This window comes from Vibrio sp. ABG19, from assembly GCF_029962385.1.
In the GTDB taxonomy this organism is placed as follows: domain Bacteria; phylum Pseudomonadota; class Gammaproteobacteria; order Enterobacterales; family Vibrionaceae; genus Vibrio; species Vibrio ostreae.
Genome location: NZ_CP071707.1, coordinates 271,414 through 284,511 on the forward strand (window position 1 = coordinate 271,414; position 13,098 = coordinate 284,511).

The following is a 13,098-nucleotide window of genomic DNA, read 5'->3' on the forward strand; positions in this document are numbered from 1 at the left end:
TCACAAAGTTGTTCAAATATATTGAATGACTGCCTCAACTGTGAAGACTCCTCTTTCTAGTGCACTGCACTACAATTGCCCCATGTTCTACCAACGGAGAAGAACCATGAGTAAAGCAAGAGCCATTCGACAGTTGATCCCTGCACAAGCCACCTCAGACGGTGACGGCGTCAAAATTCGTCGTGTCGTAGGATTTAACAACGCGAGCTTCTCTCCATTTTTGATGGTAGATGAACTGAAATCCGATGACCGCGCCGATTATGTTGGTGGTTTTCCACCACACCCGCATCGTGGTATCGAAACCCTGACTTATATGATGCAGGGCCACTTTCAGCATCGTGACCATATGGGCAATGTCGGCGAGCTTCGCAGCGGCGGCGCACAATGGATGGCGGCTGGACGCGGTGTGATTCACAGCGAAATGCCGATTATGGAAAACGGCGATCTGCACGGTTTCCAGATTTGGATTAACCAGCCGGCTCGCGACAAGATGATCCCGGCTCGCTACCATGATTTTCAGCCGGAGAGCATCACTGAACATAGTACAGAGACACTTGGCGTACTACGCGTATTAGCCGGGGATATCAATGCTAATGGTGACCAACTCCAGGGGCCACTGACACAAACCGGTGTACCGGCAACGGTCGCAGACTGGCGTGCTGGGACAGGCCATACACTGACCATGCGTACCATTGAGACCTACAACATGATGGTGTATGTCTACCAAGGAGTGATTAATATTGATGGCCATCCGGTCAAGCAAGGTGAAATGGCGATATTAACGCATGGAAATCATGCAGAATTGGCAGCCCTGCAAGCCAGCGGCGCACTGATTTTTTATGGTGAGCCGATTCATGAGCCAGTGGTCCATTACGGTCCGTTTGTCATGAACAGCATCGATGAAATTGAGCAAGCAATTAACGATTACAATAGCGGCATCTTTGAGACGTATTAACCGGGGCATCAATCAACCCGGACGTTGATTGACCGAATAAGTGATTCACCGCGCAAGTGATTAAACGATGTTCTGATTGACTGTTTTGCCGAGCCTGTAAGGTTTCAGCTCTCGACACAAAAAGTGAATATCCATTGCCATTCCTTTTTGTTTTTGCCACACTCATTGCGAGTGTGGCATTTTTATTGGCGCTAACTTCTGTGCCTGACGGGGTCGTCACGATAAACAGGACACGCCAATCGATGGCCAGCGGGCAGCATCCGCAAAGCGCTACCCACCAACGACTTATTACAGGTATTCACACAAGTAAGCGGTAGTGGTTGCCACTTTTACATCAAACGATGAATCACCTTCAACATCGAACGCCTCGCCTGCGTTAAAGGTCTGCCAGTCTGCATCCGTGGGACGTTTAATCGTCAGCGCACCGCTCACAACTGTCATACGTTCCGGCGCACCTGTGCCGAACGTGTACTCACCGACAGACATCACACCCACACTGATGGTGTTGGATTCCTGCTCAAAAGCCAGAGATTTTACATTCCCGTCGAAATAGGTGTTTTCCTTAATCATTTTTCTTCCTTGTCAAAGTGTATTCATCACTAACCTGTGTTAGCTGACTGTTTTTAACCTAAGTTTGACCATTACACAAGATGTAAACCATGCTTTATAACAGTCGGCTGCCATCACTACAGCGTAAAACAGGCTAGGCCAGATACGTCACCTAAGATGTGCAGGTAAGTTAACCCAGGGTATTAAGCCGTTACGGCATACCATAGCGGACAATTTGGAATAAGGATCAAGCTTTGATGTGAGGAATTTGCGCTGCAACAGACGCTCAGACACTCTATCTCACATTGAATTTAAGGATATTTCTTCAAACAGAGTCAACACGGGAGTAAACAGCGTGGCGGCAGGTAATCAAGGAAATCGAGCGGAAAGCAGCCCTGCCGGGCCGCGCTTTGGCAGTATAGCCACCAAAGCAGTTTTCTGGCTCACGCTGTGTGCCATGGCGGGTGGATTCGCCGCTCTGATCCTGGTCAGTTACCGTGATTATGTCGATCAGAGCCACGTTTACGGCACCTGGATCGAAATCGGTACGCCGCCCTACCAGACGGATGTTCTGACCCTCAACGATCAGGGCGTATTTCGTAACGGCCGTATGGTCAGCACCCAATTTGAATTTGATGGTAAAACCATCTCCATCAAAACCGGCGGTGGTGTCAGCCTTTATCAGATGGCTGGAACCCCTAACTCACCTCAGCTCAAGCGTCTCAAACCCGACCTGCCTGCCCAGAGCCTTATCAAACAAGGCTATGAACACACCGTCAGCGATGAGCAGGTCGGCGGTCAGGTGCGCCGCGCCGCACTGTCCGAGCATTTCAGTGCAGAGTGAAACAGCGCAGGCGCTCCTAACTCCCGGCGTAAACAGAGCTTAGCCGGTCAGCACGTCGTCTTCAGGATACTTGAGCAGACTTGCCTGCGGGCGGGCCAGCATATAAGCCAGCGTCAGCGGACCAATACGGCCGATAATCATCACCACAATCAGGATGTACTTACCCGGTTCGGATAAATGAGCGCTCAATCCGGCGCTAAGCCCAACTGTCGCAAAGGCAGATATCGTCTCAAACAGCACCTGTTCAAAACTGGCCTGCTCTGTCAGCATGAGTAAAAACATCGCCACGGTCAGCAGGGCTCCGCTCACCACAATGATGGCGAGCGATTTAGTCACTGTTGGCCAGTTCACGCTGCGCTGAAACATTACCACGTGTTTCTTCTGGCGCAAGAATGCCCAGGTCGCTGCCACCGCAACGGCAAACGTCGAGACTTTAATCCCGCCGCCGGTTGACGTTGAACCGGCACCAATCAACATCAGCATGATCATAATCAGCATCGCCGGCTGAGTGAGCTGCGCCACATCGATACTATTAAATCCGGCGGTGCGCGCCGTCGCAGACTGAAAGAAGGCTGCGAGCCACTGTTGCCAGACCGGCAAACTTTGCATTGTCGCCGGATTGTTGTGCTCCAGCAGCCAGAACAACAAGGTACCTGCGACCAGCAGTAGCAGTGTCGCCGCCAGCATAATCTGGGTATGCAGGCTAAAGTAACGCCAGCCGTTGCGGCGATGCATCCACAAATCGCCGACCACAGTGAATCCCAATCCGCCGAATATAAACAGTCCTGCCAGTGTCAGCAGCAGCATCGGCTCACCGGAATAAGCACTCATGCTGTCTGAAAACAGCGAGAAACCGGCGTTATTAAACGCCGATACCGCGTGAAATAACGCATAGAACATGCCCTCTGCCCAGCCCATTTTCGGCACCCAATACCAGCACAGCAGCAGCCACCCGATACTTTCGGCAATCAACGCAAAAATAATAATTCGCCTGACCAGATGCTGCAGGTTAACCGAGCGATCCTGCCCGAGCGCTTCTTTGGCAATCGCCTGTTGCTTGAGGCTCAGTCGCACCCCAAACAGATAAAGCAGTACGGCTGACAATGTCATCTGCCCTAAACCGCCAATCTGCATCAGCAGCATCAGCAGAATCTTGCCTTCCAGCGTAAAATGAGAGCCGGTATCGACCACACCAAGACCGGTCACGCTGATCGCGGAAGTCGCGGTAAACAGAGCATCGGTAAAGCTAAGGCCAGTTTTAGAAAACACCGGCAGCGTCAGCAACACGGCCGCCGGCAGTAACACCGAAAGAAAGCTGAGCAGAATGATTTTCGGCTCCGAGCCCTGGCGCCGTTTTTTGTCCTGAATCGGGGTATAGAATATCCCGCTGCGTTCGTGCGGTATCATAAGTTCTGCAACTGCTTAGTCAGGGTTTGCTGCGGGCCGACTACGATCAACATATCGCCGATTTCCAGCACAGTATCCAGTGAAGGAGAGCAAGTCACTTCCGGTCCGCGTTTAAATCCCAGCACCTGAATGCCTTTTTGATGATAAACCGGCATATCACCGATGCTTTTACCCATCATCTGAGATCCAATGACCACTTCGGTCAGGGCAAGACCACTGCCGAGTTCGATAAATTCCAGCACCCGGCGATCCAGCATCTTACGCGCAACCCTGATGCCCATGTCCCGTTCAGGCATAATCACGTGATCGGCGCCGACTTTGTGCAGTATTTTGACATGATACTTGTCGTTCGCCTTCACCCACACCGATTTGGCGCCGGATTCCTTGACCACTAATGTCGTCAGAATGGAAGCGTTGATGTCTTCACCAATCGCAATCAGCACCATGTCGTACTCTTTCAGTTTGAGTTCAAACACCGTTTCTTCAATCGTACAGTTGGCAACAATGGCCTGCGTGGCAAAATTGAGCGCCATTTTGACTTTGTCTTCATCAATATCCACCGCCAGTACCTGAGCTCCCGCTTCCATCAACTCCTCACACACCGACAGACCGAATTGCCCCAGTCCTATCACTGCAAACTGTTTATCACGAATTTTCATTCTGCTCCCTTATGCCCATCGACGTCATGCAAAGTTTTCTTTCTGCCAAAACTAGAGAGTGCTAAAAAGCTAAATTGTTCATTTTACATACCAAAGTTATATACCAATCTTCAGCATAACCACAATGTCCGCTGCATGTCATGTATAGAGAATGACGAGCTTTTCTGGTAGTTTGTGCGGCAAAACTTTCCTTTCAATTTTACTCACACAAGCACTCTCATGAGCATTGACGAACTAATCCTGCGCTTTGAACAATCCCCTTATCTGAAAGACTGGGACAACAGCGTACTACTGATCACTCTCGCCAGCTTTCTGGCTTGGGGGATATGGCGCCTGGCTTACCGCTACCTGTTTAACCTGACTGAGAAAACCCGGATTCACTGGGATGATCTGCTGCTGCACTCCCTGAAAACTCCCATCAGTACCCTGATCTGGTGCTGGCCAGGCACGATTTCACTCGGGTTGCTGCTGGATGACCACTTCCAGACCAAATTCAACTGGCTGCAAAACAGCAAAAAACTGATGCTGATTGCCATTTTTGTCTGGATTCTGCTGCGTCTGGTCGGTGAGGTCGAACGTCACCTGCTTGTGCAACGCGTCCATGATGAAACGACGGTACAAGCGGTATCCAAAGTGGTGCGATTACTGTTTATTATGACGGGATTGTTGTCGATTATGCAGGCATTCGGACTGAGCCTTAAAGGCCTGCTGACCTTTGGCGGAGTCGGCGGCCTGGTGGTGGGTCTGGCGGCCAAAGACCTGCTATCGAACTTTTTTGGCGGACTGATGATCTATTTTGATCGCCCGTTTAAAGTCGGCGACTGGATTCGTTCTCCGGATCGCCAGATTGAAGGTACCGTGGAGCGTATCGGCTGGCGCATGACCATCATCCGCACATTTGATAAGCGTCCTTTATATGTGCCCAACTCGGTGTTCAGCAACATTGTGGTCGAGAATCCGTCCCGGATGCTCAACCGCCGTATTCATGAGACCATAGGGCTGCGTTACCAGGATGCCGACAAAATGGAACGCGTCATCAACGATGTTCGTGACATGCTGCAAAATCACCCAGATATCGATGCAGAACAAACCCTGATCGTCAATTTCAATAGCTTTGGGGCGTCCTCGCTGGATTTCTTTATTTATACCTTTACCAAAACCATCAACTGGATTCGCTTCCATGAAGTCAAGCAGGATGTGCTGTTGAAGGTGATGGCGATTGTACGCCAGCACGGTGCCGATGTGGCCTTCCCGACCCGTACCCTGATGATTGATCCCGGCAGGCAGTCGCCACAACCCGACCAGGCATTGCGGGGCTCGGTAGCAGAAACGCGTTAAACCGGAGCATTTCGGCCTTATCAGTATGCAGGCCAAAAAATCGCCCCTAGCCGGGGCGATTTTGGCAATCACATCGAAATGTGATTACTTACGTAACGCATTCAACTTAGCTTGTGCCAGACCAAAAATCGTATCCACCGGATAACTGCCGTCTTCGGTTGCAACCCCGGCAGGTTTACCGGTAAACAACTCAATCGCTTCGGTCACGTGTTCAATCGCCCAGATATTGAACTCACCTTTCTCAACAGCTTTGACGATATCGGCACGCAGCATCAGGTTATGCATGTTGGATCGCGGGATGATCACCCCTTGCCCGGCATGATGACCTTTGATTGCACACACATCAAAGAAACCTTCGATTTTCTCGTTCACTCCGCCAATCGGCTGTGCCTCACCAAACTGATTCATCGAACCGGTAATCGCAATTTCCTGACGGTTAGGTTGTTTGGAAAAAGCCGACACGATGGCACAAAACTCAGCCATGCTGGCACTGTCTCCGTCTACACCACCGTAGGACTGCTCAAACGTAATCGTGGTCGTGAGTGGTACCCGGGCGGTTCGGCCAAATACCGAGTTGAGGTAAGCCGACAAAATCATCACGCCTTTAGAGTGGATGCTGCCGCCCAGATCAACACTGCGCTCGATATCAATGATATCGCCGTCGCCGTACGATGTAGTGGCGGTAATCCGGTTTGGCGCACCAAAAGCATGGTCGCTGGTCGCCAGCACCGACAACGCATTCACCTGCCCGACCGCCATACCGTCAGTCTGGATCAGGGTAGTGCCGTTGATGAAGCTCTCCATCACCCCTTCCTGAATCCGGTTAACCCGCAATTGCTGATTATGCAGCGCCTCATCAACATGGCTCTGGCGAATCATATTCGAATTCGCCTGACGCGCCACATAGTTGGACTCACGCAGCAGATTGGCAATATGAGCCGAATGCAGAGAGAGTTTATTTTGATCGCCGGTAATGCGTGAACTGTGCTCAATAATGCGCGCGATGGCTTTACGGTCACAGTGCAGCATATTGTTGTCATGCACTATGCTGGAAATAAAACGCGCGTAATGGAGCTCGCTATCGGCAGTGCGCTTCATCTCATCTTCAAAATCTGCCGTTACCCGGAACAGTTCGCTGAATTCAGGATCATAATGAGTCAGCAGTTCGTAGGTGCGGTAATCACCAAACAGAATGATTTTGACATCCAGCGGAATCGGTTCTGGATCGAGTGAAACCGTCCCCGTCAGGGTGACCTCTTTCTCCAACGATGTAAAACTAAGCTGACGCGAGCGCAACGCCCGTTTAATGCCGTCCCACACATAAGGCTGCTCAAGTACCTTCACCGCATCCATCAGCAATACACCGCCATTCGCTTTATGCAAGCTACCCGCGCGGATCAAGGAGAAATCGGTAAATACGGTACCTTTATAGGTCGCCGTTTCAACGTAACCGAACAGTGAGTGATAGTTGGGGTTCTCCTCGACCACCATCGGAAACTCTTCCGACTGACGACTGACCAGCACGTTGACTTTGTAACGACGTGGCAGTTTTTTATCCAGCGCCGCACCGGCAATTTCACTCTGCTCACCGCTTTCATCCAGGAAGATCTCGACGTTGTCGACGATGTCCTTTTGCAGTTCAGTCAGGTAACTTTTGACTTCCGGATAACGGCTGTAATCCTGCTTGAGCTGCTTGATAAAGTGGCTGATCACATCCAGAGTGACATCGTCGTTAAGTTTCTTGATTTTCTCGCTGTACGACTCTTCCCACTCGGTCAATTGACGCACCATATTACGCAACGCCACTTCCAGCTCGTCAATGATCTGACCAAACTGTTCCTGCTCTTTCTTACTCAGCGCATCAAAGGTTTCTTCGGTATGCTGCTCATCACCATTCATGGCGACAAACTGATAATCGCCCTGGGAGGTAATCGTCAGACTGATGCCCTGCTCGGTAGCAATGCGCGAAATCTCTTCCAGTTCGGTCTGCTGCTTTTGCGCCAGCTGATTCTTGAGTTTCTCAGCGCGGCTGAAATAGATTTCATTATCGAACGCCAGCGGAATCGCGTTCATCAGTTTGACCATCAGTTTTTCAATGTCCTGACGGAACGCCTGACCAACACCGCGCGGCAGCTTCAGCACCCGCGGCGTACGGATATCCTCAAAGTTAGCCACATAGCACCAGTCACACAGATGGCCGACATCGTGCTTATGACGTTTCAGATAACGCAGGATCATGGTGCGTTTGCCAAGGCCATTTCGCCCGATGGCGTAAATGTTGTAGCCTTTTTCCTTGATAGACATGGCAAATTCGACCGCTTTCTGCGCTCGTTCCTGACCAACAATCTCATCAATGGGAGCCAGTTCTTTTGTCGATTTACAAGGCAGTTTTTCAAGCTCTGCTACGTGGTAAAGCTGTGCTGCGTCTAGTTTTTGAATCGCCATCGCTCCGCTCCTTGGGTTTTTATACTTGTTCTTTTGTAGCCTAAGTTTAGAGGCAAAGCATAGACTTTTTAGTGACTTACCCCATATTCACGCCTGAATGGACAAATAATAACCAAATAATGACCTCAATTATAATAACAATTATTTGCAATTGATAATTATTTGCATTTAAATATTCACTGTTGAGTTAAGCGGAGAGTGATGATGGAAATAAAACAGTGTTGGACCAGCTATCAGCAGGCGGAAAATCTGCTCAAACATGGTCACTGGGCGCAAGCACGTTTTCTGTTTGAAGATGTGCTGCATTATCTGCCTGAGCATATTCAAAATGCGGCGCAGAATACCACGACCAAACCGTGCCAGATGGCCTGCCTTATCAGCGTCATGCGCGATGCGGCAATCAAACAGGCTGAGATTCTGACCAGCATGGGCCATCCGCAACGTGCGTTTGCTGTGCTCAATAACTGCTATGCCCTGTTGCAATTCACCTCAATTGAGGAATCCGATCTGATTCAGTCGGTCGCCGCTGTAATGGATCAATCCAGCGAGCTGTTACTCAACCAGATGACGCAGTTTTGCCTGTCACAACGCCAGGCATCCTGGCAGCTGGAACATGAACATCTGACCAAATCCCATCACTATTTCACTCAGCTCAAAGCCTACCGTGAACGCATCAGCTCGGCGGTGATGATCAACTAAATGGGCGCTCGCTGGCTGACCATCTGCCGCTCAATAGCTCAATATCTGCGTAAATAAAGTCACTCAGAAGTAGTGTGAGATCGCGAGGTATCTGGTCCGGATATGCTCAATCAGCAGGCGAACTTTATTGGGTAACTGGCGGGTAAACGGGTAAACCGCATAAATACCCAGCTTTTTCCCCACCTGCTGCGGAAAAATATCCACCAGCTCGCCATTGCGAAAATCGTGATACACCAGGCAACGCGGGACATAAGCAATCCCGTGCCCGCCCAGAGCGGCTTTGCGCAGCGCACGGGCATCATCGGTGGAAAAGGTTCCGGACACCCGCACAATATAGGTCCCTTTCGGGCTCTTGAACTCCCACTCACTGGCTCCCGTGGTCTGATAGGCGTACTGCAGGCAGTTGTGATTAACGAGATCTTCCGGTTTGTGCAGTTTGCCGTTGCGGGCAATGTAGGAAGGAGAAGCGCACACCACCCACTGTGAATCCAGGATATGACGCGCAATCAGACTGGAATCTTCCAGATAACCGGTGCGAATCACCAGGTCAAAGCCACCTTCAACCAAATCAACAAAACGGTTATCGAGCGACATATCCACCGTCAGCCCCGGATGGAGATTGCAAAACTCCGCCACCGCATCCGCCAGGATCAAATCGCCGGAAATACTCGGCACCGACATTTTGATATGCCCGCTGACGTTTTCACCAAATCCGGCCACGGCATCACTGGCTTCCTGGGTGGCTTGCTTCACATTTTTGGCACTGGCCAGCAGCGCCTTACCCGCTTCGGTCAGGGTTAATTTACGCGTTGTTCGATATAATAACTGCACGCCCAACTGCTCTTCCAGACGCGCCATTCTTTTACTAACTACTGAATTTGTAAGGTTATTTTGTTCTGCAACCTTGCTAAAACTGCCCAATTCCACTACCTGGGCAAACAAAATTAAATCATCCGCACGCATTTTATTTATCAACTTTTGGAAATAATCATTTTCATTATTTCTCTATATTGCAAAAAAATAAAGCAGTACATTCACGCCGTATTAACAAACCAATCACAAATATAAAAATTAGCAACCTGAGCTCTAACGTCTTACTTCTGACCAGCCGATGAAAGCGAGAAGACTGAATCGATCAGCACCGTGTTCATCAACAGCCCGTCAGGAATAACCGGTATCCTACAATACGCGTTAATCCACCCAGTGTGGGAGCTCATGGACAAGGAAGGACTCCATGAACGATACTCTGCTAGCCTTAGTGGCTTTTTCACCGATAGTGGTGGCGGCCATTTTGCTGGTCGGCCTCAACTGGCCAGCCAAAAAAGCCATGCCTGTGGCTTTCGCCCTGACCATTATCATCGCCCTCACTTTCTGGGATATGACCACCAACCGCGTGCTGGCCTCGGTCCTTCAGGGGCTGGGCATCACGGTCACCGTACTGTGGATCGTGTTCGGTGCTATCTTTTTGCTCAACACTCTCAAGCACACCGGCGCGATTAGCGCAATTCGTAACGGCTTTACTGACATCTCACCGGATCGCCGGGTGCAGGCCATCATCATCGCCTGGTGCTTTGGTTCATTTATTGAAGGGGCATCCGGTTTTGGTACTCCGGCCGCCATCGCAGCTCCGCTACTGGTTGCCATCGGCTTTCCGGCCATGGCTGCAGTACTGATGGGAATGATGATTCAGTCGACCCCGGTATCATTCGGCGCGGTTGGCACCCCGATTCTGGTCGGTGTCAATAAAGGATTGGATACCCATAACATCAGCGAGGCACTGCTGGCTAATGGCTCGAACTGGGAGGCTTACCTGCAGCAGATTACGGCCAGCGTAGCGTTAATCCATGCCTGTGTCGGCAGCCTGATGCCGGTGTTAATGGCCATGATGCTGACCCGATTCTTCGGCCAGAACCGCAGCTGGCGTGAGGGTCTGAGCATTCTGCCGTTTGCGCTGTTTGCCGGGTTGTCCTTTACCATTCCATACGCATTAACCGGTGTATTGCTCGGTCCGGAATTTCCGTCTCTGGTCGGCGCGCTCTGCGGTCTGACTATCGTCGTCACCGCGGCGAAAAAGGGCTTTCTGGTGCCGAAAACCAGCTGGGATTTCATGCCGGAGAAAGAGTGGCCGGTGGAATGGCTCGGTTCGCTGAAAATGGATCTGGACGAGGTAAAACGCAAACCAATGGGCCTGATGCTGGCCTGGACACCTTATCTGCTGCTGGCTGCGATCCTAGTCTTAAGCCGCATCAGCCCGGAATTTAAACAACTGCTGCTCAGCTTTAGCATCAATGCCAATAATATTCTGGGTGAGAATGGTATCAGCGCTTCCTTTGCCCCTTTATACCTGCCGGGTGGCATCCTACTGTTCACTGCCCTGCTGGCGGTACTTATCCAGTCTCGCAGCCTGAAGCCTATGGCGCAGGCACTGGGTGAATCGAGCAAAACCCTGGTCGGTGCCGGTTTCGTACTGGTGTTCACCATTCCTATGGTGCGAATCTTCATTAACTCCGGAGTCAATATGTCCGACCTGGCCAGTATGCCGGTGACCACCGCGAATTTCGCCGCGGGTCTGGTCGGAGACGCTTTTCCGGCGCTGAGCGCGACCGTTGGCGCTCTGGGCGCGTTTATTGCCGGCTCCAACACGATTTCCAACATGATGTTCAGCCAGTTCCAGTTCGAAGTGGCGCACACGCTGACCATTTCAAGCGTGACTGTGATTGCTCTGCAAGCGGTCGGTGCAGCGGCCGGCAACATGATTGCCATCCATAATGTCGTGGCCGCTTCAGCAACGGTCGGCCTGCTGGGTCGCGAAGGTGCGACACTGCGCAAAACGGTGATTCCAACTTTCTACTACCTTGTAGTAACAGGAATTATTGGCCTGATCGTGATTTACGGCTTTCACGTCACCGATGTGCTGATGACCGCTTAATTGTGTAGCGGAGACCAGCCTGGTCTCCGTCTTTTAACGCCCCAACCTGCCATGATGAAACAGGCGACTGACCTGTCCGACTGAAACGTTAGGAATGTATTTATGATTATCTCAGCCTCTACCGACTACCGCGCAGCAGCAAAAGCCAAGTTGCCACCCTTTTTGTTTCACTACATCGATGGTGGCTCATACAGCGAGCATACCTTGCGACGCAATACCGACGATCTGTCTGATATCGCCCTGCGTCAGCGGGTGCTGAACGACATGTCACAACTCGATGTGTCGACCGAACTGTTTGGCGAGCAACTAGCAATGCCAATCGCCCTCGCACCGGTTGGCCTGACCGGCATGTACGCCCGGCGCGGTGAAGTTCAGGCTGCAAAAGCCGCCTGCAACAAAGGTATTCCGTTTACCCTTTCCACCGTTTCCGTCTGTCCGATTGAAGAGGTCGCTCCGGCGATTGAGCGCCCAATGTGGTTCCAGCTTTATGTACTCAAAGATCGCGGATTCATGAAGAACGTGCTGGAACGTGCCAAAGCGGCCGGGGTGACGACCTTAGTATTTACCGTCGATATGCCAGTACCGGGTGCCCGTTACCGCGACATGCATTCCGGTATGAGCGGTCCGAACGCAGCAGTGCGCCGAGTCATGCAGGCGATGACTCACCCGGCCTGGGCCTGGGATGTCGGCCTGAACGGTAAACCGCATGATCTGGGGAACATCTCCAGATATCGCGGTACACCGACCAAACTTGAGGATTACATTGGCTGGCTCGGTACCAACTTTGATCCGTCGATTTCCTGGCAAGATCTTGAATGGATACGAGATTTCTGGGATGGACCTATGGTGATTAAAGGTATCCTCGACACCGAAGATGCCAAAGATGCGGTGCGCTTTGGTGCCGATGGTATCGTGGTATCCAACCACGGCGGCCGTCAGTTGGATGGTGTGCTTTCCACTGCCCGAGCGCTGCCGGATATTGCCGATGCGGTGAAAGGCGATTTGAAAATTCTGGTCGACTCCGGCATCCGTACCGGTCTGGATGTGGTTCGTATGCTGGCGCTGGGCGCAGACTGCACCTTACTCGGACGCGCTTTTGTTTATGCACTGGCGACCCACGGACAGGCTGGCGTGGAGAATCTGCTTGATCTGTTTAAGAAAGAGATGCAGGTTGCCATGACGCTGACCGGAGCAAAAACTGTCCATGAACTGTCCCAAGACTCTCTGGTCAGAGGAATCTAGTTCAACGCTGAGTTTGCAGGACCTCAGGCCC

Annotated in this window: 11 protein-coding genes; 6 read left to right on the forward strand and 5 right to left on the reverse strand. The window is 51.3% G+C overall.

Annotation, left to right across the window (positions count from 1 at the left end):
- The first annotated feature begins 106 nt into the window (after positions 1-106).
- A complete protein-coding gene (locus tag J0X00_RS01210) occupies positions 107-955 on the forward strand; it encodes a pirin family protein (RefSeq protein WP_282476789.1) in 849 nt (282 codons plus the stop codon).
- A gap of 288 nt (positions 956-1,243) precedes the next feature.
- Here the strand turns inward: J0X00_RS01210 and J0X00_RS01215 are convergent, their stop codons facing one another.
- The gene (locus J0X00_RS01215) at positions 1,244-1,525 is read right to left on the reverse strand and encodes a pyrimidine/purine nucleoside phosphorylase (protein WP_136483777.1); all 282 of its coding nucleotides are present in this window, start codon (positions 1,523-1,525) and stop codon (positions 1,244-1,246) included.
- A gap of 436 nt (positions 1,526-1,961) precedes the next feature.
- Between J0X00_RS01215 and J0X00_RS01220 the strand changes: the two genes are divergently transcribed.
- A complete protein-coding gene (locus tag J0X00_RS01220; protein WP_282477015.1) occupies positions 1,962-2,348 on the forward strand; it encodes a DUF2850 domain-containing protein in 387 nt (128 codons plus the stop codon).
- A gap of 39 nt (positions 2,349-2,387) precedes the next feature.
- Here J0X00_RS01220 and J0X00_RS01225 read toward each other — a convergent pair whose 3' ends face one another.
- Both J0X00_RS01225 and J0X00_RS01230 read right to left on the reverse strand, forming a co-directional pair.
- Positions 2,388-3,755 carry a TrkH family potassium uptake protein gene (locus tag J0X00_RS01225; protein ID WP_136483776.1) on the reverse strand — a complete coding sequence of 456 codons (1,368 nt, stop codon included), beginning with the start codon at positions 3,753-3,755 and terminating at the stop codon, positions 2,388-2,390.
- Positions 3,752-4,414, reverse strand: a complete 663-nt coding sequence (locus J0X00_RS01230; protein ID WP_136483775.1) for a TrkA family potassium uptake protein — start codon at positions 4,412-4,414, stop codon at positions 3,752-3,754. Before J0X00_RS01230 ends, J0X00_RS01225 begins: the two co-directional genes overlap by 4 nt.
- Before the next feature lie 219 nt (positions 4,415-4,633).
- On the opposite strand from J0X00_RS01230, the gene J0X00_RS01235 reads away from it, so the two are divergent.
- A complete protein-coding gene (locus tag J0X00_RS01235; protein ID WP_282476790.1) occupies positions 4,634-5,752 on the forward strand; it encodes a mechanosensitive ion channel family protein in 1,119 nt (372 codons plus the stop codon).
- An 84-nt stretch (positions 5,753-5,836) separates the two neighbouring features.
- On the opposite strand, the gene J0X00_RS01240 is transcribed toward J0X00_RS01235, so the two are convergent.
- A complete protein-coding gene (locus J0X00_RS01240) occupies positions 5,837-8,197 on the reverse strand; it encodes an ATP-binding protein (RefSeq protein WP_136483773.1) in 2,361 nt (786 codons plus the stop codon).
- Between the two features lie 204 nt (positions 8,198-8,401).
- Here J0X00_RS01240 and J0X00_RS01245 point away from each other — a divergent pair, with 204 nt between their 5' ends.
- On the forward strand, positions 8,402-8,896 hold the full coding sequence (locus tag J0X00_RS01245) for a hypothetical protein (protein ID WP_136484000.1): 495 nt from the start codon (positions 8,402-8,404) through the stop codon (positions 8,894-8,896).
- A 63-nt stretch (positions 8,897-8,959) separates the two neighbouring features.
- Here J0X00_RS01245 and J0X00_RS01250 read toward each other — a convergent pair whose 3' ends face one another.
- The gene (locus tag J0X00_RS01250) at positions 8,960-9,859 is read right to left on the reverse strand and encodes a LysR family transcriptional regulator (protein WP_282476791.1); all 900 of its coding nucleotides are present in this window, start codon (positions 9,857-9,859) and stop codon (positions 8,960-8,962) included.
- Between the two features lie 271 nt (positions 9,860-10,130).
- On the opposite strand from J0X00_RS01250, the gene J0X00_RS01255 reads away from it, so the two are divergent.
- Both J0X00_RS01255 and lldD read left to right on the forward strand, forming a co-directional pair.
- A complete protein-coding gene (locus tag J0X00_RS01255; protein WP_282476792.1) occupies positions 10,131-11,825 on the forward strand; it encodes an L-lactate permease in 1,695 nt (564 codons plus the stop codon).
- 102 nt (positions 11,826-11,927) lie between these two features.
- Complete coding sequence (gene lldD, locus J0X00_RS01260) at positions 11,928-13,067, forward strand: FMN-dependent L-lactate dehydrogenase LldD (protein WP_282476793.1); 1,140 nt, start codon at positions 11,928-11,930, stop codon at positions 13,065-13,067.
- Positions 13,068-13,098 lie beyond the last annotated feature (31 nt).